The following is a 24,699-nucleotide window of genomic DNA, read 5'->3' as shown; positions in this document are numbered from 1 at the left end:
CTGCGGGGTATCCCTTTACAGGAGGTTTTGCATGATGAGTGCATAGACCTCCTGATTTTTTTTGTTCCAGTTGTTGGCGATGGTCTGCGCCTCCGCCTCGGAGGGGACCGTGAGGGCCAGATCGATGAGGGGCTGGCCGCCCTCGATCACCTGGCAGCGGACCACATACTCCGCGCCGGTTCCCGGGAAATAGTCGGCTTTCACAGCGACCTCGTTCTTCAGCTCGTAGTGCTTCTCTTTGAGGAATGCGTCGATGTCCCCGCGGATGGCCTCGGAGATCTTGCCGCTGAAGAAGCGGATCGTCTCCTCCCCCTCCTCGGTCAGGTGGTAGAACGTCCTGCTGTGGGTGGCTTCCTCCCGGATGAAGCCGGACTGGGCCAGCTCGCTCAGCGCCTGCTGCAGTTTGAAGTAGGTGGTGTAGCCCTTGTCCAGGATGAAGTCAGAGATCTGGGCGTTTGTCAGGGGGAAATCCACCTTGTCCAGCATGTACAGTACGATCAGCTTGTAAAGTGTAAATGGTTCAGCCATGTATATAACTCCTTCCCTGCCAGATGTCCTGGCGTTTCAGATATGCGTGGAGCCGGTTCAGCACCTCCCGCTTGTTCCCGGTCCACAGCGGGGCGACAAGCAGCTGCTTCGGGCCGTCCCCGGTGAGCCGGTGCACGGTGATGTCCGGGCGCAGCCTGAGGAGGCACTCCCCCAGTACGTGAAAGTATTCCTCCATTGCGGGGATGTGAAACGGGTGTGCCTCATAGTATGCGGCCAGATCCGTCCCTCTTAAAACATGGAGAAGCTGCAGTTTGATGCCCTGGATATCCATGCGGTTTAAATAGCCTACGGTGGCGTACATATCTTCCGGCGTCTCACCCGGAAGAAAGAGGATCACATGGACGATGACGTCAAGGCCAAGGCTCCGGAGATCCCGGATCGCCCTCTCAAAGACGGGGAGCTCATAGCCCCTGCGGATGAAGGCTGCGGTCCCGGGATGGACCGTCTGCAGGCCCAGCTCCACCCACACAGGTCTGACCCGGCGCACCTGCGCCAGCACTTCCAGCACTTCCGGGCCCAGGCAGTCCGGCCTCGTGGCGATGGAGAGAGCCCGGATATCCGGGTGTTCTGCCGCTTCCAGGAAGATGCTGCGGAGCGTCTCCGGCGGGGCGTAGGTGTTGGTGTAGGCCTGAAAGTAGGCGATATAGCCCGTGCCCTTAAACTTCCCGGCCGCCTGGCGCTTGCCGGTCCGGATCTGCTCTGTGACGGACAGGGAACGGTCTGCGGCAAAGTCGCCGGACCCGCCCCGGCTGCAGAAGATGCAGCCGCCCGTTCCCAGCGTCCCGTCCCGGTTGGGGCAGGACATGCCTGCGTCCAGGGAGATCTTGTAGAGTTTCTCACCGAAGGTGCTGCGGATGTGATAATCCAGGGAGCGGTAGGGCTTCTCCCCCCAGCGCCGCGGGGCGCTTCTTGCTTCAAGCTGCTCCATGGGGATCAGATCAGCTCCTTTACGGCGCGGCTCACCGCGTCCGCCACCCGGGGATCAAAGGCCTCGGGGAGAATGTTGTCCTCACCAAGTTCCCCGTCCGGCACAAGGCCGGCGATGGCGTGGGCGGCGGCCAGCTTCATCTCCTCTGTGATCTGCGTGGCCCGCCCTTCCAGGGCGCCCCGGAAGATGCCGGGGAAGGCCACCACGTTGTTGACCTGGTTGGGGAAGTCGGAGCGGCCGGTGCCGACCACTCTGGCGCCCGCCTTTTTGGCCAGGTCAGGCATGATCTCCGGCACCGGGTTTGCCATGGCAAAGAGGATGGCGTCCCGGTTCATGGAGGCCACCATCTCCTCCGTCACAATACCGGGGGCAGACACCCCGACAAAGATGTCTGCGCCCCGGAGCGCGTCCGCTAAAGAGCCGGTCTGGTGCTCCAGGTTGGTGACCTTCGCCATCTCCTGCTGCATCCAGTTCAGGTGCTCAGCGCCCTCGGTGATGATGCCGTTTATATCGCACATGGTCACATGGGAAAAGCCGTAGGTGAGGAGCAGTTTTGTGATGGCCACGCCGGCGCTGCCCGCCCCGTTTACGACCACGCGCGCCTCCTCCTTCTTTTTGCCGGTGACTTTCATGGCGTTGATGATGCCGGCCAGGACGACGATGGCCGTGCCGTGCTGGTCGTCGTGGAAGACGGGGATGTCCAGCAGTTCTTTTAAGCGGGCTTCGATCTCAAAGCACCGGGGGGCGCTGATGTCCTCCAGGTTGATGCCGCCGAAGGCAGGCGCGATGTTCACGACTGTCCGGATGATCTCCTCTGTATCCTGGGTGTCCAGGCAGATGGGGACCGCGTTGACGCCGCCGAACTCCTTGAAGAGGACGGCCTTGCCCTCCATCACCGGCATAGCCGCCAGGGCGCCGATGTTGCCAAGCCCGAGGACCGCGCTGCCGTCGGATACGACGGCCACGGTGTTGGCCTTCATGGTGTAGGTGTAGGCGGCCTCCGGATCCTTCGCGATCACCTTGCAGGGCTCGGCTACGCCGGGGGTGTAGGCGATGGAGAGATCCTCCCGGGAGTTCACGTGCGCCTTGGCCGTGGTCTCCAGTTTTCCGTTCCATTCTCTGTGCATTTCCAGTGCTTTTTCCTGTATTGTCATCTCGAACCACCTTCTTCTATAGAATTAGCAAATCTCACTGTCTATAATCATACCATCCGGGCCGGGGCGGCGCAATACAAATTCATCTGCCGGGGCGCCAGGTGTGCGGCGCGCTCTTGTCAAAGAAGGGCGTTATCGCTTATAATAATCCTCATGAAGCAGTTAAATGAAGATCTGAAGACAGGAAAACTGAAGAACGTGTACCTCCTCTGCGGGGAGGAGGCTTACCTGAAGAGGCAGTACAGGAACCGGATCCGCAGGGCGGCCATCCCGGAAGGGGACACGATGAACTACGCCTACTACGAGGGGAAAAACATCCCTGTGCCTGAGATCATCGACCTGGCGGAGACCATGCCCTTCTTTGCCGAGCGCCGGCTCATCGTGATAGAGAACTCCGGCTTTTTCAAGACAGCCTCCCAGGAGCTGGCGGACTACATCCGGGTCATGCCGGATACGGTGCTCCTCCTTTTTGTGGAGTCGGAAGTGGATAAGAGAGGCAGGCTCTACAAGGCGGTGAAGGACAGAGGCAGCGTCGTGGAGCTTGGGTACCAGGATGAGCGGACGCTCACCCTCTGGATCGCCTCCGCGGTGAAGCGGGAGAACAAGAAGATCCGGGAGGATACGGTGCACCTTCTCCTCTCCCGGGCCGGAACGGATATGGAGAACCTGGAGCAGGAGCTGGAGAAGCTTTTCTCCTACACGGCCTCCCGGGAGGAGATCACCTCGCAGGATGTGGAGGAGATCTGTACGACCCGGCTGGAGAACCGGATCTTTGAGATGGTGGACGCGGTGGCGCAAAAAGAGCAGAAGAAGGCGCTTGACTACTACTACGACCTGGTCGCGCTCCGGGAGCCGCCTCTTAAGATCCTCGCCCTGCTCACGCGGCAGTTCCGGCTTCTTCTGGAGGTGAAGGACCTGATGCGGCAGGGACAGGGGAAGGCGCAGATCGCAAAGGGCGCGGGCATTCACCCCTACGTGGCTGGGAAGTGCATGCAGCAGAGCCGCGGATTTTCGGGGCAGCAGCTCCGGGAGATCCTGGAAGACGGGGCGGATCTGGAGGAGGCGGCCAAGTCAGGCCGGCTGGATCCGGTCATGAGCGTGGAGATCTTTATCGTAAAATACAGCGCCCGGGCGTGACGGCGCTTGCCAAAGAGGCCGCGGCATGCTATGATTACAGGCGGTAATTTCGCAGGAACATACATGGAATATAAATGGAAGGAACGATAGAATTGGGAGCAATCGAGCAGAGCAGAATCCGAAATTTTTGTATCATCGCCCACATCGACCACGGGAAATCCACCCTGGCGGACCGGATCATTGAGATGACCGGGCTTCTCACAAGCCGGGAGATGCAGTCCCAGGTGCTGGACAACATGGATCTGGAGCGGGAGAGGGGCATCACCATCAAATCCCAGGCGGTCCGCACGGTCTACAAGGCGAAGGACGGCCAGGAGTACATCTTCAACCTGATCGACACGCCGGGCCATGTGGATTTCAACTACGAGGTGTCCAGGAGCCTGGCGGCCTGCGACGGCGCCATCCTGGTGGTGGACGCGGCCCAGGGCGTGGAGGCCCAGACGCTGGCCAACGTGTACCTTGCGCTGGACCACGACCTGGACGTGATGCCGGTCATCAACAAAGTGGACCTGCCGAGCGCGGAGCCGGAGCGGGTCATCGAGGAGATCGAGGACGTGATCGGCATCGAGGCCCAGGATGCGCCTCTTATCTCCGCCAAGACAGGCCTCAACGTGGAGCAGGTGCTGGAGCAGGTGATCGAGAAGATCCCGGCGCCCACCGGGGACCCGGAGGCGCCCCTCAAGGCGCTGATCTTCGACTCTGTCTATGACTCCTACAAGGGCGTGATCGTATTCTGCCGCATCATGGAGGGGACCATCCGCAAGGGGATGCCGATCCACATGATGGCCACGGGCACGACGGCCGACGTGGTGGAAGTGGGATACTTCGGCGCAGGGCAGTTCATCCCCTGCGAGGAGCTGGAAGCGGGCATGGTCGGGTATTTTACCGCCAGCTTAAAGAACGTGAAGGATACCCGGGTGGGCGACACCGTGACGAGCGCGCAGCGCCCCTGCGCGGAGCCCCTGCCCGGCTACAAGAAGGTGCAGCCCATGGTATACTGCGGCATGTACCCGGCGGACGGGGCCAAGTACCCGGATCTTCGGGACGCGCTGGAAAAGCTCCAGCTCAACGACGCCTCCCTCCAGTTTGAGCCGGAGACGTCGGTGGCCCTCGGCTTTGGGTTCCGCTGCGGCTTCCTGGGACTTCTCCACCTGGAGATCATACAGGAGAGGCTGGAGCGGGAGTACGGGCTGGACCTGGTGACGACAGCGCCCGGCGTTATCTACAAGGTGTACAAGACGAACGGCGAGGTGATCGAGCTGACCAACCCGTCCAACCTGCCGGATCCCTCTGAGATCGAGTACATGGAGGAGCCCATGGTGAAGGCGGAGATCATGGTCACCTCGGAGTACATTGGTTCCATCATGGAGCTCTGCCAGGAGAGGCGGGGCGAGTACCAGGGCATGGAGTATATCGAGGCGACAAGGGCCGTGCTCCACTACCATCTGCCCCTCAACGAGATCATCTACGATTTCTTTGACGCCCTCAAGTCCCGGTCCAGGGGCTACGCATCCTTTGACTACGAGATGCTGGGATACCAGAGGTCCGAGCTGGTAAAGCTGGACATCCTGATCAACAAGGAGGAAGTGGACGCCCTGTCCTTTATCGTGCATGCCGGCACCGCTTACGAGAGGGGAAGGAAAATGTGCGAGAAGCTGAAGGAGGAGATCCCGCGCCAGCTCTTCGAGATCCCGATCCAGGCCGCCATCGGCAGCAAGATCATCGCCCGCGAGACAGTGAAGGCGCTGCGCAAGGACGTGCTCGCCAAGTGTTACGGCGGCGATATCAGCCGGAAGAGAAAGCTTCTGGAGAAACAGAAGGAAGGCAAGAAGCGGATGCGCCAGGTGGGCAATGTGGAGATCCCGCAGAAAGCCTTTATGAGCGTGCTGAAACTGGACGACAAATAAGGAGAAGCGCTATGAGAGAACTGGAATTGTACCTGCACATTCCGTTCTGCGTACAGAAATGCAAATACTGCGATTTCCTGTCCGCTCCCGCCGGAGAGGGGGAGCGGCAGGCCTATGTGGACAGCCTTTGCGGAAAGATCCGGTCTTACCGGGACACCGCGAAGGCTTATCACGTTGTCAGCATTTTCGTAGGTGGGGGCACCCCCTCCATCCTGACCGGGCAGCAGGTCCTCGCCATCTTCCGGGCGGTCCGGGAGACCTTCGCCGTGGACGCGGATGCGGAGATCACCCTGGAGGTAAACCCGGCCACCGTGGCCGGGGCGCAGGGCGGAAAGTCCGGGCCTGAGAACCTTTCGCGGGAGAAGCTGGAAGCCTGGAGGCAGGCGGGGGTCAACCGGCTGAGCATCGGCCTGCAGTCGGCGGAGGACCGGGAGCTGAAAGCCCTGGGGCGGATCCACACCTTCCGGGACTTCCTGGAGACATGGCAGGCGGTCGCGGAGGCCGGGTTTTCCAACCTGAATGTGGACCTCATGTCCGCCATCCCCTTCCAGAGTGAGAAGAGCTGGGAGCGGACCCTGCACGCGGCGGCGGGGCTTACCCCGCCGCCCACCCACATCTCCGCCTACAGCCTCATCATCGAGGAGGGAACGCCCTTCTATGAGAGATACGGGAGCGGGGAGCACGGGGAGGAGCTGCCGGATGAGGATACCGAGCGGCGCATGTATGAGAGGACGGAGGAAATCCTGTCCGGGTACGGCTACCACCGCTATGAGATCTCCAACTACGCCCTGCCCGGCTGCGAGTGCAGGCACAATCTGGGATATTGGGACAGAAGGGAGTACCTGGGCATCGGCGTGGGAGCCGCCTCCCTCCTGGACGGGAAACGGTGGACAGAAGGAGAGGAGCCGGTCGTTCTCACTGAGAAGGACGCCATGGAGGAGTTCATGTTCTTGGGACTGCGGAAGATGGAAGGCGTGTCCCGCCGCCGCTTCCGGGAGCAGTTTCAGACAAAGATGGAAGATGTCTACGGAAAAGAGATCGAAACCCTGTGCCGGGAGGGTCTTCTTGTGAAGGAGGAAGATAGGGTGCGGCTGACAAAGCGGGGGATCGATGTCAGCAACCTGGTGATGAGCGAATTTCTGCTGGATGAGGAGAAGGGGGACAGCGGGGAGAAAGATCGATAAGATAGGATTTGACACATGAGAAAGCGCCGGCTATAATATATTTAACAAGGGAGCCGTCAGTCAGCCTACACCTGACCGCCGGCAAAGCTGTAAGCAATAAAAATAGTGCTCCGGTTTACCAGACAGGAGCACTTTTTTTTTACTCTATTTCTTATGTTCTGCCTGGTATCGCAGCGCGGCCTCCACGAACCCTTTGAAGAGCGGATGGGGCCGGTTGGGCCTGGATTTCAGCTCCGGATGGGCCTGGGTGGCGATGAACCAGGGGTGGGACGGGATCTCCACCATCTCCACGATGCGGCCGTCCGGGGACAGGCCGGAGAGGAGCATGCCGTGGGAGGTGAGATCATCGCGGTAATCGTTGTTCACCTCGTAGCGGTGGCGGTGGCGCTCGTGGATCTCTTCCGCGCCGTAGAGAGCGTAGGCCTTGGAGCTCTTATCCAGCACGCAGGGGTAGGAGCCCAGCCGCAGGGTGCCGCCGATGTCCTCGATGCCGATCTGGTCCGGCATGATGTGGATCACCGGGTGGGTGGTGTCCGGGTTGAGCTCTGCACTGTGGGCGTCGTGGAAGCCAACTACGTCCCGGGCAAACTCCACGATGGCAAGCTGCATGCCGAGACAGAGGCCGAGGAAGGGGACGCCGTGCTCCCGGGCGTACCGGATGGCCTCGATCTTTCCGTCTATCCCCCGGCTGCCGAAGCCGCCGGGCACGAGGATGCCGCTGACGCCGCCCAGGAGTTCACCCACATTGCCGGCAGTGACAGTCTCCGAGTCAACCCACCTGATGTTGACTGTGGCCCGGGAGAAGATGCCCCCGTGCTTCAGGGCTTCCACCACACTGATGTAGGCGTCGTGGAGCTGGATATATTTTCCCACGAGGGCCACCGTGACCTCCGTGTTGGGGCTCCTCAGGTACTCCACCATCTCGGCCCACTCCTTCAGGTCCGGTTCGGGGCAGGGGAGATGGAGGGACTGGCACACCACATCCGCCAGATGCTCTTTTTCCATGGCCAGGGGCGCCTCGTAGAGGTAGTCCACATCCAGGTTCTGGAGCACATGGTCAGCCGGCACGTTGCAGAACAGGGAAATCTTTTCCCGGATCTCCCGGGTGAGCGGGTGCTCGGACCGGCACACGATCACATCCGGCCAGATGCCCATGCCCTGCAGGTCCTTGACGCTGGCCTGAGTCGGCTTTGTCTTCATCTCCTGGGACGCCTTCAGGTAGGGGATCAGGGTCACGTGGATGAGGACGACATTTTCGTGTCCTTTCTCGTGCTGGAACTGCCGGATGGCTTCCAGGAACGGCTGGCTCTCGATGTCGCCCACCGTGCCGCCCACCTCGATGATGGCGATCTCGGTGTCCTTTGCCCCGGGATTCCGGTAGAAACGGCTCTTGATCTCGTTTGTGATGTGGGGGATCACCTGCACGGTGCCGCCGCCGAAATCACCCCTGCGCTCTTTCTGGAGCACGGACCAGTAGATCTTGCCTGTCGTCACATTGGAATTCTTCGTGAGGCTCTCGTCGATGAAGCGCTCGTAGTGCCCCAGATCCAGGTCTGTCTCCGCCCCGTCGTCCGTGACAAAGACCTCCCCGTGCTGCACCGGGTTCATGGTGCCCGGGTCGATGTTGATGTAGGGGTCGAACTTCTGCATGGTCACCGTGTAGCCCCGGGCTTTTAGGAGACGTCCGAGGGACGCGGCCGTGATGCCTTTCCCGAGTCCGGATACAACGCCGCCGGTTACAAATACGTACTTGACTGCCATAACTTTTCCTCCTGTCTGTCTGCTGTGTCTGCTGGCTACCCTTAAAACGGCCGGGGGTCCTCCGGCCGATGAAGCGCCGGAAGACCCCGCGGTATTTTAAAAACATATTATAACTCTTTCTCTTCCAGATGACCAGCCTTTTTTTCATATTTTGGCTCAAAAGTCGCCTGGACAAACAATTTTTTGAAAACTTTCACATCCACGGAGCTGAGCATGACGGAAGTGTGGACCTGGCAGCCCTTCAGCTTCGGGAGCTGTTCCAGGGCGAGCTGGGCGTTCCGGTCCGTGGCGGCGCTGACAGAGAGGGCGATGAGCACCTCGTCCGTGTGGAGCCGCGGGTTGCGGCTTCCCAGGTAGTTGACCTTTAGCTTCTGGATGGGCTCGATGGCCTCCGGGGAGATCACGTGGAGCTCGTGGTCAATGCCGGCCAGCTCCTTGAGTACATTGAGGAGAAGGGCCGCGGAGGCGCCGAGCAGGTCGCTCGTCTTGCCGGTGATGATCCGCCCGTCGTCCAGCTCCAGGGCCGCGGCGGGAGCGCCGGTCTCCTGCGCCCGCTTCATGGCCGCGTCCACAACAGGACGGTCGTGGACGGTGATGCCGGTCTGGTTCATGAGCATCTCGATCTTGAACACCTCCTGCTCCGAGCAGGCGCCGGAGATGAACCGGTCCATCGTGTCGTAGTAGCGGCGGATGATCTCCTGCAGGGAGGCCTGCCGGCACACATCGTCGTCGCAGATGCAGTTGCCGGCCATGTTCACACCCATGTCCGTGGGGGACTTGTAGGGGCTCTCCCCGTAGATGCGCTCAAAGGTCGCCTTCAGAACGGGGAAGATCTCGATGTCCCGGTTGTAGTTGACGGTCGTCTCCCCGTAGGCTTCCAGGTGGAAGGGGTCGATCATGTTCACGTCGTTTAAGTCCGCCGTGGCCGCCTCGTAGGCTAGGTTTACCGGGTGCTTCAGCGGGATGTTCCAGATCGGGAAGGTCTCGAACTTGGCGTACCCGGCCTGGACGCCACGCTTGTGCTCGTGGTAGAGCTGGGAGAGGCAGGTGGCCATCTTCCCGCTCCCCGGGCCGGGGGCTGTGATGACCACGAGGGGGCGGGTCGTCTCAATGTAGTCGTTTTTCCCGTAGCCCTCGTCGCTGACGATGAGGGGGACGTTGCCCGGGTAGCCGGGGATGAGATAGTGGAGGTAGACGCGGATGCCGAGCCGCTCCAGCCTGGCCTTGAAGAGGTCCGCGCTGTTCTGGCCGCTGTACTGGGTGATCACAACGCTTCCTACGTGGAGGCCGGCGCGGATGAATTCATCCCGCAGGCGCAGCACATCCGAATCGTAGGTGATCCCCAGGTCGCCCCGGACCTTGTTGTTCTCGATGTCGCCGGCGCTGATGACGATGACGATCTCGGCCTGGTCGGCAAGCTGCTTTAAGAGGCGCAGCTTGCTGTCCGGCTGGAAGCCGGGCAGGACGCGGGAGGCGTGATAGTCGTCAAACAGCTTTCCGCCGAACTCCAGATACAGTTTTCCCCCGAATTTGTCAATCCTCTCACGGATGTGGGAGGACTGCATACTCAGATATTTGTCGTTGTCGAATCCGATTTTCATTAGCAGGTTCCTTTCTGAGGTTTATGTAAATATAAATAAACATTTCCTTCACAAGTATACTACAGGAACGCCTGAGTTTACAATCTTTTCATAATGTTTTTATTGATTTTAAAAAAAGGGATACTTATAATAAGATGGTACATACGTACAGGAGGAGATATATGGATAACCAGAATAACCAGAACCGAAACAACAACCAGGATCCGAACCGGAACAACCGGCAGGGCGTCTCGTTCGTCCTTCTGGTGACGCTCATCACGTCCGTACTGGTGCTGTTCCTTTTTCAGTTCCAGAATATGGAGAGCGCGGAGGAGATCTCGTACAATAAATTCCTGAAGATGGTGGAGGACGGGGATATCGAGAAGGTTGACATCGGAAGCAGCCAGATCAATATCACGACCAAGAAAGACAAGGACACGAACATCCAGAAGGAATACTATACAGGCATCGTCAACGACGACAAGCTTGTGGACAGGCTGCTGGAGGCGGGGGTGGAGGTCAACCAGGACATTCCGGACACCACGTCGGCCATGCTGCTCAATATCATCTTTACCTTCGTGCCCATCGCCTGCATCGTGGGGCTCTTCGTGTGGTTTACGCGGAAGATGTCCAAGGGCGGCGGCATGATGGGGATCGGCAAGAGCAATGCCAAGATGTATGTGGAGAAGGAGACGGGCGTCACCTTCCGGGATGTGGCCGGACAGGACGAGGCCAAGGAGTCCCTGCAGGAGGTCGTTGACTTCCTCCACAATCCGGGAAAATACACGAGCGTAGGCGCGAAGCTGCCCAAGGGCGCCCTCCTTGTGGGGCCGCCGGGAACCGGTAAGACGCTCCTTGCCAAGGCGGTGGCCGGGGAGGCCAGGGTGCCTTTCTTCTCCCTCTCGGGTTCCGCCTTTGTGGAGATGTACGTGGGCGTCGGCGCTTCCAGGGTCAGGGATCTGTTCAAGCAGGCCCAGCAGATGGCGCCCTGCATTATCTTTATCGATGAGATCGACGCCATCGGCAAGAGCCGCGACACCCAGCTGGGAGGCAACGATGAGCGCGAGCAGACGCTGAACCAGCTCCTGGCGGAGATGGACGGCTTCGAGAGCAACAAGGGGCTTGTGCTCCTGGCCGCCACCAACCGGCCGGAGATCCTGGATCCCGCGCTGCTCCGCCCGGGGCGCTTCGACCGGCGGATCATCGTCGAGAAGCCGGACCTGAAGGGGCGCATCGACGTGCTGAAGGTGCACTCCAAAGACGTGCGGATGGACGAGACGGTGGATCTGGAGGCCATTGCGCTGGCCACGTCCGGCGCCGTGGGCTCGGATCTCGCCAACATGATCAACGAGGCGGCCATCAACGCGGTCAAACACGGCAGGAACGCCGTGTCCCAGAGCGACCTTTTTGAGGCCGTGGAGGTGGTGCTGGTAGGCAAGGAGAAGAAGGACCGCATCATGAGCCAGGAGGAGAGAAGGATCGTCTCCTACCACGAGGTGGGACACGCCCTTGTGAGCGCCCTGCAGAAGGATGCGGAGCCGGTGCAGAAGATCACCATTGTTCCCAGGACGATGGGCGCCCTGGGCTACGTGATGCAGACGCCGGAGGAGGAGAAATTCCTCAATACAAAGAAGGAGCTGGAAGCGATGCTTGTCGGCATGCTGGGCGGCCGCGCCGCCGAGGAGATCGTGTTTGACACGGTGACCACAGGCGCTTCCAATGACATCGAGAAGGCGACCAGCATCGCCCGCGCCATGATCACCCAGTACGGCATGAGCGAGAAGTTCGGGCTGATCGGCCTGGAGTCCATCCAGAGCCGCTACCTGGACGGCCGCCCGGTCATGAACTGCGGGCAGGAGACAGCTTCCGAGATCGACAAGGAAGTGATGAAGATGCTTAAAAACGCCTACGAGGAGGCCAAGCGGCTTCTTGGCGAGCACCGGAACGCGCTGGATCAGATCGCAGCCTTCCTGATCGAGAAGGAGACCATCACCGGCAAGGAGTTCATGGAGATCCTCCACCAGGTGGAGGGCATCCCGCAGAAGGACGGGGAGACCCAGCCGGAGTCGCGCATCGCCATGAAGGAGGCGGACGCGGCGGCCGGGGGCGGAGAGGAGACATCCGACGCGCAGGCATAACAGAAAAGAGCAGGACAGGGGAGAAATCCCTTGTCCTTTTTTGTGCGGCACAGTATAATGAGTAGCATGGAAAATACGGATTTCAACATACAGGAAGAACTGAAGAAACTGCCTGGGAAGCCCGGCGTCTACCTGATGCACGGCGAGAAAGACGAGATCATCTATGTGGGGAAGGCCGTCAGCCTCAAGAACCGGGTGCGCCAGTATTTCCAGGCGAGCCGGAGCAAAGGGGTGAAGATAGACCAGATGGTCACCCACATCACCCGGTTCGAGTACATCGTGACCGACTCGGAGCTGGAGGCCCTTGTGCTGGAGTGCAATCTCATCAAGGAGCACAGGCCCAAATACAACACCATGCTCATGGACGACAAGGCCTATCCCTTTATCAAGGTGACGGTGGACGAGCCGTTCCCCCGGGTGCTCCTGGCCAGGCGGATGGCAAAGGACCGGGCGAAATACTTCGGCCCCTACACAAGCGCCGGGGCCGTCCGGGACACCATCGAGCTGATCCGCAAGATCTACAAAGTCCGCAGCTGCAGCCGCCGTCTTCCCAGGGACACAGGGAAGGAGCGGCCCTGCCTGAACTACCACATCCACCAGTGCAACGCGCCCTGCCAGGGCTATGTCTCCCAGGAGGAGTACAGAAAGTCCATCGATGAGGTGCTCCGGTTCCTGAGCGGGAACTACGACAGCGTCCTTGGGGAGCTGGAAGAGAAGATGATGCAGGCGTCGGAGGACATGGAGTTCGAGAAGGCCATCGAGTACAGGGAGCTGCTGGGGAGTGTGAAGAAGATCGCCCAGAAGCAGAAGATCACGGACACGGCCGGCAGCGACCGGGATGTGCTGGCAGCCGCCGTGGACGGGGAGGACGCGGTGGTGCAGGTGTTCTTTATCCGGGGCGGCCGCCTGATCGGGCGGGACCACTTCTACCTGCGGCGCAGCGGCGCTGAGACGACAGGGGAGATCCTGTCCAGCTTTGTCAAGCAGTTCTACGCGGGCACGCCCTATATCCCTGCCGAGCTGATGCTCCAGGAGGAGATCGAGGACGGGGAGGTGCTGGAGGAGTGGCTCACCCAGAGGCGGGGACACAGGGTCCGCATCCGGGTGCCCAGAAAGGGAAGCAAGGAGAAACTGGTGGAGCTGGCGCAGAAGAACGCGGCCCTTGTCCTCTCCACGGACCGGGAGAGGCTGAAGCGGGAGGAGGGGCGCACCATCGGGGCCGTGAAGGAGATCGCACGCCTTCTCGGGCTTGCGAAGCTGGACCGGATGGAGGCCTACGACATATCCAACATAAGCGGGTTCGCCTCCGTCGGATCCATGGTGGTCTACGAAAAGGGAAAGCCAAAGCGCAGCGACTACCGGAAGTTCCGCATCAGGAGCGTCCAGGGGCCGGACGATTACGCCAGCATGGAGGAAGTGCTGACGCGGAGGTTCCGCCACGGCATGGAAGAGCAGGAGGCAGGGAAGGAGAACGGGAGCTTTCACGTATTTCCGGATCTCATCCTCATGGACGGTGGAAAGGGCCAGGTGAATATCGCCCTTCAGGTGCTCGCTGATCTGCATCTTGACATCCCGGTCTGCGGTATGGTGAAGGACGACAACCACCGCACGAGGGGGCTCTACTATCGCAATGAGGAGATCCCGATCGACCGGAACTCGGAGGGGTTTAAGCTGATCACCCGGATCCAGGACGAGGCCCACCGCTTCGCCATTGAGTTCCACCGCAAGCTGCGCAGCAGGGAGCAGGTGCACTCCATCCTGGACGACATCCCGGGCGTGGGGCCGGCCAGAAGGAAGGACCTGATGAAGCATTTCGCAAGCCTGGACGAGATCCGGGCCGCGGAGGTGGAGGACCTGAAAAAACTGCCCAGCATGAACGAAAAATCCGCGCAGGAAGTCTATAAGTTTTTTCACTGATATGATATACTTAACACAGTATTTTTAGGAAAAAGGAGATAGGACATGTCGAAAATAGCTATTCAGAAAGTCGTTGAGAAGATGGATCTGAAAAACCTGACGCCCGATGTGGGTCTTGCCGACAAGTATGTGGAAGTGCCGGACATCAACCGCCCGGCCCTGCAGCTCACAGGATTCTTCGACCACTTCGACGCGGAGCGGGTGCAGATCATCGGATACGTGGAGTATACATTCCTGGAACAGATGGATCCGGAGACGAAGCATAAGGTGTATGACACGCTGCTGGACTACAAGATCCCCTGCATCATCTTCTGCCGGGACCTGAGACCGGACGATGAGCTGCTGGAGAAGGCCGCCCGGATGGATGTGCCGATCTTCTCCACGCAGATGAAGACGTCCGTGTTCACCGCGGAGCTGATCCGCTGGCTGAACGTGCAGCTTGCGCCCTGCATCTCCATCCACGGCGTGCTTGTGGATGTGTACGGCGTGGGCGTGCTGATCATGGGAGAGAGCGGCATCGGCAAGAGCGAGGCTGCCCTGGAGCTGGTGCGCAGGGGCCACCGCCTCGTCAGCGACGATGTGGTGGAGATCCGGAAGGTCAGCGACGATACGCTCGTTGGAACCGCCCCGGATATCACCAAGCATCTCATCGAGCTGCGGGGCATCGGCATCGTGGACGTGCGGATGCTCTACGGTGTGCAGAGCGTGCGTGAGACGCAGAACATAGAGCTTGTCATTACCCTGGAGGACTGGGACCGGGAGAAGAAGTACGACAGGCTGGGCATGGAGGAGGAATACACAGAGTTCCTCGGCAACAAGGTTGTCTGCCACCAGCTGCCCATCCGGCCGGGCCGGAACCTGTCCATCATCGTCGAGACGGCCGCCATCAACTACAGGCAGAAGAAGATGGGCTACAATGCGGCGGAGGAGCTGTACAAGCGGGTGCAGCGCAACCTTGCCAGAAAGTCGGATGACTAGAAGAGGAAGGGAGAAAGGATAGAGAAGATGAAGTATTGTTTCGGAGTGGACGTGGGCGGCACCACGGTGAAGATGGGACTGTTCTCGCCGAAGGGAGAGCTGTTCGAGAAGTGGGAGATCAGGACCCGCACGGAAGATGAGGGGAGGAATGTGCTCCCGGATATCGCGGCTTCCATCCGGGCGAAGATGGAGGAGAGAGGCATATCCGCCAGCGATACCGTCGGTGTCGGCATGGGCGTCCCCGCGCCGGTGAAGGACGGCATTGTGAAAAACACAGCCAACCTCGGCTGGGGATACAAGAACGTGAAAAAGGAACTGGAGGAACTCCTGCCGGGGATCCGGGCCAGGATCGGGAACGACGCCAATGTGGCGGCCCTGGGTGAGATGTGGCTCGGCGCCGGGAAGGGCTGCCAGGACATGGTCATGGTGACCCTGGGCACAGGCGTGGGCGGCGGCGTGATCTGCCACGGGAACATCCTGGACGGCGCCCACGGGGCCGGCGGAGAGATCGGACACATCTGTGTGAACTATGAGGAGACGCAGGCGTGCGGCTGCGGCAGGAAGGGCTGTCTGGAGCAGTATGCCTCGGCCACCGGCATTGCCAGGCTGGCCAGGATCCGGCTTTCCAAACCCCACGGAAAGACGCTCCTGGAGGGAAAGAACATAAGCGCGAAGACTGTCTTTGACGCGGTGAAACAAGGGGATGAGACAGCGACAGAGATCGCGGAGGAGTTCGGGCGCTATCTCGGCTATGCCCTTGCCAACCTTGCCGTTGTGGCGGATCCGGAGCGGATCGTGATCGGCGGCGGCGTCTCCCATGCGGGGGAAGCCCTTCTTCCGTTTATCGAGAAGCCTTTCCGGGAGAAGGCCTTCTTCGCCAATATGGACACGCAGATCGTGCTGGCGACCCTCGGAAACGACGCGGGGATCTGCGGCGCGGCCAGGCTCATCATCTGACCGGATCCGGCTTTACAGGGCCCGGATCGAATCAGGAGCAAAAAAAGAGATGTACGCATATCGCGTACATCTCTTTTTTTGCTGTTATCCGGTTGTTTCGCCGCCGGTGCCGGGATCCGTGCCGCCGCCGGTGCCGGGATCCGTGCCGCCGCCGGTGCCGGGATCCGTGCCGCCGCCGGTGCCGGGATCCGTACCGCCGCCGGTGCCGGGATCCGTGCCGCCGCCGGTGCCGGGATCCGTGCCGCCGCCGGTGCCGGGATCTGTGCCGCCGCCGGTATTGCCGCCGGTGCTGCCGCCTGCGTTTGGATCAGCCGCCGGTGCGGAACCGGTGCCGGCATTGGGATCCGCAGCAGCATTGCCGCCGGAGCTTTCCGATCCGCTTCCGCCGCCGGAAGAACCATGTCCCGGGCAGGCTTCTGTGGGCGAGTTGTCCGCTGCAAAAAATTCTGTTACAGCCGGACAGCCCGGCCGTGCAAGCTGGCCGGAGAGGGTGCAGACTGTCTTCTGCTCTACCGAGGCGGGCATAGAGAAGTCTTTCGTCTCCAGTCCCGCGTGAATGCGGCTCATGATAGACTTCCAGATCCGGAAACGGAAGGTTGTATCAATGTTGGTCATGGATTTAGGATCGTCATAACCGCCCCACACCGCGCAGGTGTAGTAGGGGGTGAAACCGCAGAACCAGATGTCCTTGTCGTTGTCAGCGGTTCCGGTCTTGCCGGCCACCGGCATGTTGTCCAGGGCAGCCGCGCGGCCGCTTCCTTCCTGCACAACGCTCTCCATGGCGCTGGTGAGCAGTGCGGCGGTGCTGTCCTTGACTGCCTGGTGCGATTCTGTGGGATTCTCGATCAGCACATTGCCGTCATGGTCCAGGATCTTGGTGTACAGCGTCGGCGTATTGTACGTGCCGCTGTTTGCGATGGATGCAAAGGCTGCGCACAGTTCATAGTTGTACACACCGTTGACGCCTCCCAGAGCGATCGGCTCGTACATGTCATCCTCTACCAGCGTACTCATGCGGAAGTTGTCCTTCGCATATTCGTACCCAAGCTGGGGACCGATCTGCTGAATCGTCTGTACAGCTACGGAGTTCATGGACTGGGCGATGGCCTCGCGCACGGTGACGTTCCCATAATAGGCGTTGCCTACGTTTTTAAATTCGGTTCCGTTGGAGTAATGCCACGGTTTGTCGTCGAAGACAGTGGCCAGCGTCACCTGGTTTGTATCGAGAGCCGGCGCGTAGGTGGCGACGATCTTGAAGCAGGATCCGGGCTGGCGCTTGGAACCCCGGTAGGCCCGGTTCAGGCTCTGGCTCGTCTCCTTGGCGCCCCGTCCGCCCACCATAGCCTTGATCTGCCCGGTGGCCTGGTCCATGATGGTGACAGAAGCCTGGGGCTGAGGCGTGATGGTGATGCGCTCGTCGTAGGTGTCGCCCTCCCGGGCGATGGTCGCCTTCCACTCCTCCACCATGGCTCTGGCCTGATCCTCAGACGAGAAGGTCAGCGCGGACTCTATGCCGTAGGTGCTCTCCCGGTATGCCTCCACAGCCTCTGAACCATAGTTCTCGATGGTGCCGTCCGCGCGGGTGACAGTCAGCGCGTAGGAGAGGCCGTATTCTTTCAGCCACGGGAAATTGGCGTCGTTGTTCATCTCCTCGTCGCAGATCTGCTGCATGGTAGTATTCTGCGTGGAGATGATGGTCAGGCCGCCGCTGTAGAGGGCGTTGTAGGCCTGGCTCTCCGTGTATCCGAGACGGGACATGAGGTCGTCGATGACCTGCTCGGAGAGGGCGTCTATAAAATAGGAATAGGGCGAATCCTCGCCGATGGTGCCGTCGACAGCCTGGATGCGGCTGTAGACGTCGTCCGCTATCGCTTCATCGTAGGCGGCCTGGTTAATGTATCCCTGATCCAGCATCTTATCCAGCACTTCCGTGCGGCGCCGCGCGTTGTCCTCCGGGTTGGTGATGGGGTTGTACAGGGACGGGTTCTGGGTGATGCCCGCCAGCACCGCGCACTCGGACAGGGTGAGCTCGGACACATCCTTGTTGAAGTACCGCTTGGAAGCGGACTGGACGCCCAGCGTGTTCTGTCCCAGGTTGATGGTGTTCAGGTAAGCCTCCATGATCTCGTTTTTGGACATCTGCTTCTCGATGTCGAGGGCGAGGAACTGCTCCTGGATCTTCCGCTCCAGCCGGTCGTAAAAAGTCTCCTCGTTCACGAAATCCGGGAAGACGTTGTTCTTGATGAGCTGCTGCGTCAGTGTGCTGGCGCCCTGGGAGAAGTTGCCCCCGGAGGAGATGCCCTGCACAGCCGCGCGGAGGATGCCCTGGGGGTCGATCCCGTTGTGCTCGTAAAAGCGCTCGTCCTCGATGGCCACGAACGCATGCTGCAGGTCCTTGGGGATCTGGTCGATGGATTTGTATTCACGGTTGGATCCGGCCTCTACGAACCGTTCCAGCTCCGTGGCTCCGTCGTCCGCGTAGACGATGGTCGTGTACCCCTTGGGGCGGACGTCGTCCGGCGTGACTTCCGGCGAATTGTCAAGGATCCTCTTGGCAAAGAGCAGACCGCCGATCAGCCCGATGAGGCAGATGGCCAGCACGCACAGGATGAAACCCTTCAGCAGGCGCACGGAGACGCGCTTCCCCTGCATGGCCGCTTTGGAAGAGATCTGCTTTTGTCTCTTAGAAGCCTTCTTCTTTCCATAATTCATGTATTCAGCCTCCTTCATACTTTAGACATTATAGCAAATCTGCCTGTTGAAATAAAGAAAAAAATGAAAACTTCACATTTCGGTAGGAAAAACTTAAGAAATGCAGTATAGTAGTAGGTAATGACGGCATCTGCCGGATTTTGCGGGGCTGCCGGAAAGGGGAGAATGCGGAAGTGGAATACAGGATGGTGCTGCAGGGCGGCGAGGGAGAGATCACTGAGAAGAAATCGAGGTTCATCGCCACGGTCCGCCCGGTGAAGAGCGAGGAGGAGGCGGCGGCCTTCATAGAGTCCGTGCGCAAGCAATACTGGGACGCCAGGCATAACTGCTATGCCTATGTCATCGGGGAGCGCCAGGAGGTCCAGCGCTACAGCGACGACGGGGAGCCGGGCGGCACGGCGGGGCGCCCCATGCTGGATGTGCTGCTGGGGGAGAACCTGCACGACACGGCCGTGGTGGTCACCCGGTATTTCGGCGGCACCCTCCTCGGGACGGGCGGCCTCGTCCGCGCCTACCAGGGGGCCGCGAAGGAGGGGCTTGCCGCCTCCCGGGTCGTTGTAAGAAGAGAGGGCGTGCGCCTGGGGATCACGGCGGAGTACCCGGATCTGGGCAGGATCCAGTATCTCCTGGGCGAGAGGGGGATACCGGTGCTTGCGAGCGCCTACGCGGAGAAGGTGGATCTGGAGGCGCTTGTCCCCGCCGGGGAGAAGGAGGCGCTTCTGGAGGAGCTGACGGACGGAACCGGAGGCAGGGCCATCCTTGCAGAGAGGGGAGCCTGCTTCTACGCTAAGGAGGACGGAAAAATACAGGTCCTGGCATGATGCCGGGACCTGTATTTTTTATCGCCTTATAAAATCTTTTACTGGAACTCGGGCTCGATCAGGCCGAAGGTTCCGTCCTTTCTTCTGTACACCACGTTGACTTCGTCCGTCTCCGCATTGCAGAATACGAAGAAATCGTGTCCCAGAAGATCCATCTGGATGCAGGCGTCCTCCGGGTACATGGGCTTGATGCCGAAGCGCTTGGTCCGCACGATGCGGATCTCCTCGTCGCTTCCGGGCGTGTCCGCCTCGTCGAAGAACTCCTGACGGAAATTGCCGCCGTCCTGGTGTCTCGCGATCAGTTTTGTTTTATATTTGCGGAGCTGTCTCTCGATGACTTCCTCTACAAGATCAATGGATACGTACATGTCGCTGCTGACCTGCTCGGAGCGGATGATGTTTCCCTTCACCGGGATGGTCACCTCGATCTTCTGGCGTTCCTTCTCCACGCTCAGGGTGACGATGATCTCGGTATCCGGAGTAAAGTACCGCTCCAGTTTGCCGAGCTTGTGTGTGATCGTGTCTTTTAAGCCGGGCGTAACTTCAATGTTCTTTCCACTAATGATAAATTTCATACTGTCCAACTCCTTTGCGATATGATTTCAGATGGAATAATGTCTGACAAAAATCATCATTAACCAACTTCTATCTGATATATCGAGTATAACATGTTTTTCTGTCAATGTATAGCATGTATTACTTCAATTCTCTTGATTTTTCCGTCGCGCATTTTTGTGATCCGAAGTCCCGCGTCTTCAAAGTAGACGCAGGCGTCCTCCCTGGGCGTGATATCCTCGGCCTCAGCCTTGGCGCAGAAGGCGGATTCCAGGGTGTCGGAGTCGGATGTGCAGGGCAGATGGCAGCCCATGACCTTGTTGACGACCCGCACCCGGGAGGAGCCCCGGAATATGTTTTTCTCCAGCATGTCGTAGCCGAAGAAGAGATACTTCCTTGTGGCGAACAGGACGGCGATGGCCGCCACGCCGATCAGGCTTGAGAGGGCGGATGTGTGGTCGATGATGATCTGCCTGGCAATGGCAAAGAGAAGCACCTCGAACACCGTGTCGGGGGTGTGGTAGCACATCATGCGGATCAGCTCCACGCCGATGATCAGCTCGAAGCAGGCGGCCAGCAGATCGTCATAGTTCGGATACACGTCCAGGTCCGGTATGTGGATCAGGGACCCGGCCAGCCGGGCGCAGAGGAGTATGATGCCTACGGCCAGCATGATGGAGATGAAGAACTCCAGAAATACGGTCAGACGTGTCAAAAAGGCAGAAAAATATTTTCCCATGGGATTTCCTCCTGTTGTGGGCGGTTGCTATTTGTTGTAGTTGCTTCTCCTGCGCAGCTTGGGATCCAGGATCTTCTTGCGGATGCGCAGGGATTTGGGGGTGACCTCCAGCAGCTCGTCTGTGTCGATGAAGTCCAGCGCCTGCTCCAGGCTCAGGACCCGCGGCGGCGTCAGGCGCAGCGCCTCGTCCGCGCTGGAGGAGCGGGTGTTGGTCAGGTGCTTCGTGCGGCAGACATTCACCTCGATGTCGTCCGTCTTGCCGTTCTCGCCGATGACCATGCCGGCGTAGACCTTCTCGCCGGGGCCGATGAAGAGGGCGCCCCTCTCCTGGGCGCTGTAGAGGCCGTAGGTGACGGACTCGCCCGTCTCAAAGGCGATGAGGGAGCCCTGCTTGCGGTACTGGATATCCCCCTTGTAGGGCGCGTAGCCGTCAAAGGCCGTGTTCATGATACCGTTTCCCTTTGTGTCTGTCAGGAAATCGCCCCGGTAGCCGATGAGCCCCCTGGAGGGGATGGAGAATTCCATCCGGGTGTAGCTGCTCCCGATGGGGCCCATGCTGCGAAGCTCGCCTTTGCGCTGGCCGAGCTTCTCGATGACCACGCCGGTGAACTCGTCCGGCACGTCGATGTAGGCGGTCTCCATGGGCTCCAGCAGCCTGCCCTTCTCATCCTTGTGGTAGAGGACTTCCGCCTTGCTGACGGCGAATTCATAGCCCTCCCGGCGCATGTTCTCGATGAGCACGGACAGGTGCAGCTCCCCGCGGCCGGATACCTTGAAGGTATCCATGTCCTCCGTCTCCTCCACCCGCAGGCTGACGTCCGTGTTCAGCTCCCGGAACAGGCGGTCGCGGATGTGGCGGGACGTGACGTACTTGCCCTCCTGTCCCGCAAAGGGGCTGTCGTTGACTTTGAACTGCATGGCGATGGTGGGCTCGGATATCTTCTGGAAGGGGATGGCCTGCGGGTTCTCCGGCGAGCAGATGGTATCGCCGATGGACAGGTCCGCGATGCCGGAGATGGCCACGATGGATCCGACGGACGCCTCCTTTACCTCCACCCGGTTCAGGCCGTCGAACTCGTAGAGCCGGCTGATGCGCACCTTCATCAGACGGTCCGGGTCGTGGTGGTTGACCACGACCGCGTCCTGGTTCGTGCGGATCGTGCCGTTGTCCACCTTGCCGATGCCGATGCGGCCCACATACTCGTTGTAGTCGATGGTGCTGATGAGGACCTGGGTGTCCGCCTCCGGATCCCCCTCGGGAGCCGGGATGTAGTCCAGGATCGTCTCAAAGAGGGGCACCATGTTCGCCGGCTTGTCCTCCAGGTCCAGCAGGGCGTACCCGTCCTTCGCCGAGGCGAAGACGAAGGGGCAGTCCAGAAGCTCCTCCGGCGCGTCCAGATCGATGAGGAGCTCCAGCACCTCGTCGATGACCTCCGCCGGCCGCGCCTCCGGGCGGTCGATCTTGTTGATGCACACGATGACGGGGAGCTTCAGCTCCAGCGCCTTGCGCAGCACGAACTTTGTCTGGGGCATGGCCCCCTCAAAGGCGTCCACCACGAGGATGACGCCGTTCACCATCTTCAGGACGCGCTCCACCTCGCCGCCGAAGTCGGCGTGGCCCGGCGTGTCGACGATGTTGATCTTCGTCCCCTTGTAGAAGACAGCCGTATTCTTGGAGAGGATCGTGATCCCGCGCTCCCTCTCGATATCGTTGGAGTCCATGACGCGCTCGGCCACTTCCTGGTTCTCGCGGAACACGCCGCTCTGTTTCAAAAGCTCATCGACCAGTGTTGTCTTGCCGTGGTCAACATGGGCGATGATCGCAATATTACGCACATCTTCGCGTTTCGTCTTCATATGAAATCTTCCTTTTCTCTTCCTATTAATATTCCATTCTTCTGTAACTTTAATAGTGTATCATAATTTCCGGCAAAAAACAAAGAATTTAGTTCTAATCCATGGATTTCCCGCATAAATTAGGTAGTGACTTCAAAGGCATAAAAATACGATTCGGAGGAAGGGAGATTGTAAGATCATGTCAGATAAGATCATTGAAAACAACCAGGTAACGATTATGGGGCAGATCGCGTCCGGCTTCACGTTCAGCCACACGGTGTTCGGGGAAGGGTTCTATATGGTGGATGTGCTGGTGAGACGCCTGAGCAGCTCCAAGGACCGGATCCCGCTCATGATCTCGGAGCGGCTTCTGGATGTGACACAGGACTACACCGGGGAGTTCATCATGGCAACCGGCCAGTTCCGCTCCTACAACCGGCACGACGAGCAGAAGAACAGGCTGATCCTGTCCGTCTTTGTGCGGGAGGTGTCCTTCATCGACGAGGAGCCGGACGGGGCGAAGACGAACAGCATCCTGCTGGACGGCTACATCTGCAAGCTGCCGGTCTACCGGAAGACGCCCCTTGGCAGGGAGATCGCGGATCTTCTGCTGGCTGTCAACCGGCCCTACGGGAAGTCGGACTACATCCCCTGCATCTGCTGGGGAAGGAACGCCCGGTTCGCGGCCTCCTTCCAGGTGGGGGAGCACGTGCAGATCCTGGGGCGGATCCAGAGCAGGGAGTATGTCAAGAGGCTCTCGGAGACGGAGTCGGAGAAGCGGACCGCCTATGAAGTGTCCGTGAGCAAGCTGGAATGTATGGAGGATTGAGGGCGCTGCATTGACATTGCAAATGAATGATGATACACTTTTTGAAAGATTTAATTTCAGAAGGGCAGGAGGAAGACAATGGCAATTTTTACTGGCGCGGGAGTAGCGCTTGTTACTCCGTTTCGCGAAGACGGCAGCGTAAATTTTGATAAACTGGATGAACTGATCGATTTCCATTGTGAGAACGGGACGGACAGTCTGATCATCTGCGGTACGACCGGAGAGTCGTCCACGTTATCCGAAGAGGAGCACATGGAATGCATCAAATTTGCGGTGGAGCGGGCAAAGGGACGCCTGCCCGTGATCGCCGGCACAGGTTCCAACGCTACATACACGACCATCGATATGTCGAGGGAGGCCGTGGAGGACGGCGCGGACGGCCTGCTGATCGTGACGCCCTACTACAACAAGGCGACGCAGAGCGGCCTCATCGCCCACTACAAGGCGGTGGCTGCGGAGGCGAAAGCCCCCATCATCATGTACAGCGTGGCGAGCCGCACAGGGCTCAACATCGCGCCGGAGACGGTGGCGACGCTTGTGAAGGAAGTGCCGAACATCGTGGGCGTGAAGGAGGCGTCGGGCAATATCAGCCAGGTGGCGAAGATCATGAGCCTCACGGACGGCAACATCGATCTCTACTCCGGCAACGACGACCAGATCGTCCCGCTCCTCTCCCTGGGAGGGAAGGGCGTGATCTCCGTCCTGTCCAACGTGGCGCCGCGGGAGACGCACGACATCTGCGCGAAGTTCTTTGCCGGCGACGTGAAGGGCGCCTGCGAACTGCAGTTGAAGGCGATCCCGCTCATCGACCAGCTCTTCTGCGAGGTCAACCCGATCCCGGTGAAGAAGGCGGTCAACCTGATGGGCATGGAGTGCGGCGGACTGCGCATGCCGCTCACAGAAATCAGTCCGGAGCACGAGAAGAGCCTGGCGCAGGCCATGCGTGACTTCGGGATCAGGCTTGCATAAAAGAAAGAGGAGGGGCAGAAGGGCTGTTTCCTGCGAAGACGGGCAGGA

General features: G+C 59.8%; 19 protein-coding genes. 10 read left to right on the top strand and 9 right to left on the bottom strand.

Annotated features, from left to right (window positions below; translation table 11 throughout):
* Positions 1-15: 15 nt before the first annotated feature.
* From H6A20_RS06300 to H6A20_RS06290, 3 genes are read right to left on the bottom strand one after another with little or no spacing between them, the layout of a single operon-like run.
* A complete protein-coding gene (locus H6A20_RS06300) occupies positions 16-528 on the bottom strand; it encodes a DUF4364 family protein (RefSeq protein ID WP_204906283.1) in 513 nt (170 codons plus the stop codon).
* Positions 521-1,477 carry a tRNA modification radical SAM protein MnmL/YtqA gene (gene mnmL / locus H6A20_RS06295; protein ID WP_204906282.1) on the bottom strand — a complete coding sequence of 319 codons (957 nt, stop codon included), beginning with the start codon at positions 1,475-1,477 and terminating at the stop codon, positions 521-523. The genes H6A20_RS06300 and mnmL overlap by 8 nt, the downstream gene beginning before the upstream one ends.
* A 5-nt stretch (positions 1,478-1,482) precedes the next feature.
* Complete coding sequence (locus tag H6A20_RS06290) at positions 1,483-2,631, bottom strand: NAD(P)-dependent malic enzyme (protein ID WP_204906281.1); 1,149 nt, start codon at positions 2,629-2,631, stop codon at positions 1,483-1,485.
* 153 nt (positions 2,632-2,784) lie between these two features.
* On the opposite strand from H6A20_RS06290, the gene holA reads away from it, so the two are divergent.
* The 3 genes from holA to hemW all read left to right on the top strand — a co-directional run bounded on the left by holA (position 2,785) and on the right by hemW (position 6,859).
* The gene (holA, locus tag H6A20_RS06285) at positions 2,785-3,768 is read left to right on the top strand and encodes a DNA polymerase III subunit delta (protein WP_204906280.1); all 984 of its coding nucleotides are present in this window, start codon (positions 2,785-2,787) and stop codon (positions 3,766-3,768) included.
* A 74-nt stretch (positions 3,769-3,842) separates the two neighbouring features.
* On the top strand, positions 3,843-5,675 hold the full coding sequence (gene lepA / locus H6A20_RS06280; protein ID WP_204906279.1) for a translation elongation factor 4: 1,833 nt from the start codon (positions 3,843-3,845) through the stop codon (positions 5,673-5,675).
* A gap of 11 nt (positions 5,676-5,686) precedes the next feature.
* Positions 5,687-6,859 (top strand): radical SAM family heme chaperone HemW, encoded by a 1,173-nt coding sequence (gene hemW, locus H6A20_RS06275; RefSeq protein WP_204906278.1) that lies wholly within the window; start codon positions 5,687-5,689, stop codon positions 6,857-6,859.
* Positions 6,860-7,003: 144 nt separating this feature from the next.
* Here hemW and H6A20_RS06270 read toward each other — a convergent pair whose 3' ends face one another.
* A complete protein-coding gene (locus H6A20_RS06270) occupies positions 7,004-8,620 on the bottom strand; it encodes a CTP synthase (RefSeq protein WP_204906277.1) in 1,617 nt (538 codons plus the stop codon).
* Between the two features lie 107 nt (positions 8,621-8,727).
* Positions 8,728-10,221: a DUF1846 domain-containing protein gene (locus H6A20_RS06265; protein WP_204906276.1), complete on the bottom strand. Its 1,494-nt coding sequence runs from the start codon at positions 10,219-10,221 to the stop codon at positions 8,728-8,730.
* A gap of 161 nt (positions 10,222-10,382) precedes the next feature.
* Between H6A20_RS06265 and ftsH the strand changes: the two genes are divergently transcribed.
* The 4 genes from ftsH (at position 10,383) to H6A20_RS06245 (ending at position 16,190) form a co-directional block, all read left to right on the top strand.
* Complete coding sequence (ftsH, locus tag H6A20_RS06260) at positions 10,383-12,338, top strand: ATP-dependent zinc metalloprotease FtsH (RefSeq protein WP_204906275.1); 1,956 nt, start codon at positions 10,383-10,385, stop codon at positions 12,336-12,338.
* A 66-nt stretch (positions 12,339-12,404) separates the two neighbouring features.
* Positions 12,405-14,255 (top strand): excinuclease ABC subunit UvrC, encoded by a 1,851-nt coding sequence (gene uvrC, locus H6A20_RS06255; protein ID WP_204906302.1) that lies wholly within the window; start codon positions 12,405-12,407, stop codon positions 14,253-14,255.
* A gap of 45 nt (positions 14,256-14,300) precedes the next feature.
* Positions 14,301-15,233, top strand: a complete 933-nt coding sequence (gene hprK, locus H6A20_RS06250; protein WP_204906274.1) for an HPr(Ser) kinase/phosphatase — start codon at positions 14,301-14,303, stop codon at positions 15,231-15,233.
* A 27-nt stretch (positions 15,234-15,260) separates the two neighbouring features.
* On the top strand, positions 15,261-16,190 hold the full coding sequence (locus tag H6A20_RS06245) for an ROK family glucokinase (RefSeq protein ID WP_204906273.1): 930 nt from the start codon (positions 15,261-15,263) through the stop codon (positions 16,188-16,190).
* Positions 16,191-16,274: 84 nt separating this feature from the next.
* On the opposite strand, the gene H6A20_RS06240 is transcribed toward H6A20_RS06245, so the two are convergent.
* Positions 16,275-18,902, bottom strand: a complete 2,628-nt coding sequence (locus H6A20_RS06240) for a transglycosylase domain-containing protein (RefSeq protein WP_204906272.1) — start codon at positions 18,900-18,902, stop codon at positions 16,275-16,277.
* A gap of 173 nt (positions 18,903-19,075) precedes the next feature.
* On the opposite strand from H6A20_RS06240, the gene H6A20_RS06235 reads away from it, so the two are divergent.
* A complete protein-coding gene (locus H6A20_RS06235) occupies positions 19,076-19,723 on the top strand; it encodes a YigZ family protein (protein ID WP_338106610.1) in 648 nt (215 codons plus the stop codon).
* 38 nt (positions 19,724-19,761) lie between these two features.
* Here H6A20_RS06235 and hpf read toward each other — a convergent pair whose 3' ends face one another.
* From hpf to typA, 3 genes are all read right to left on the bottom strand, one after another.
* Complete coding sequence (gene hpf / locus H6A20_RS06230) at positions 19,762-20,298, bottom strand: ribosome hibernation-promoting factor, HPF/YfiA family (protein WP_204906271.1); 537 nt, start codon at positions 20,296-20,298, stop codon at positions 19,762-19,764.
* A 104-nt stretch (positions 20,299-20,402) separates the two neighbouring features.
* Positions 20,403-21,017 carry a transporter gene (locus tag H6A20_RS06225; RefSeq protein WP_204906270.1) on the bottom strand — a complete coding sequence of 205 codons (615 nt, stop codon included), beginning with the start codon at positions 21,015-21,017 and terminating at the stop codon, positions 20,403-20,405.
* A gap of 27 nt (positions 21,018-21,044) precedes the next feature.
* Entirely contained in the window at positions 21,045-22,874 is a 1,830-nt protein-coding gene (typA, locus tag H6A20_RS06220) for a translational GTPase TypA (protein ID WP_204906269.1), read from the bottom strand.
* Between the two features lie 178 nt (positions 22,875-23,052).
* On the opposite strand from typA, the gene H6A20_RS06215 reads away from it, so the two are divergent.
* Positions 23,053-23,682: a single-stranded DNA-binding protein gene (locus H6A20_RS06215; protein ID WP_204906268.1), complete on the top strand. Its 630-nt coding sequence runs from the start codon at positions 23,053-23,055 to the stop codon at positions 23,680-23,682.
* A 78-nt stretch (positions 23,683-23,760) separates the two neighbouring features.
* Positions 23,761-24,651 (top strand): 4-hydroxy-tetrahydrodipicolinate synthase, encoded by an 891-nt coding sequence (gene dapA / locus H6A20_RS06210; RefSeq protein WP_204906267.1) that lies wholly within the window; start codon positions 23,761-23,763, stop codon positions 24,649-24,651.
* The last annotated feature ends 48 nt before the right edge of the window (positions 24,652-24,699 follow it).

Origin of the sequence: Mordavella massiliensis (genome assembly GCF_016901695.1) — a bacterium.
In the GTDB taxonomy this organism is placed as follows: Bacteria; Bacillota; Clostridia; order Lachnospirales; family Lachnospiraceae; genus Claveliimonas; species Claveliimonas massiliensis_A.
This window is presented reverse-complemented; position numbering and strand designations above follow the sequence as displayed.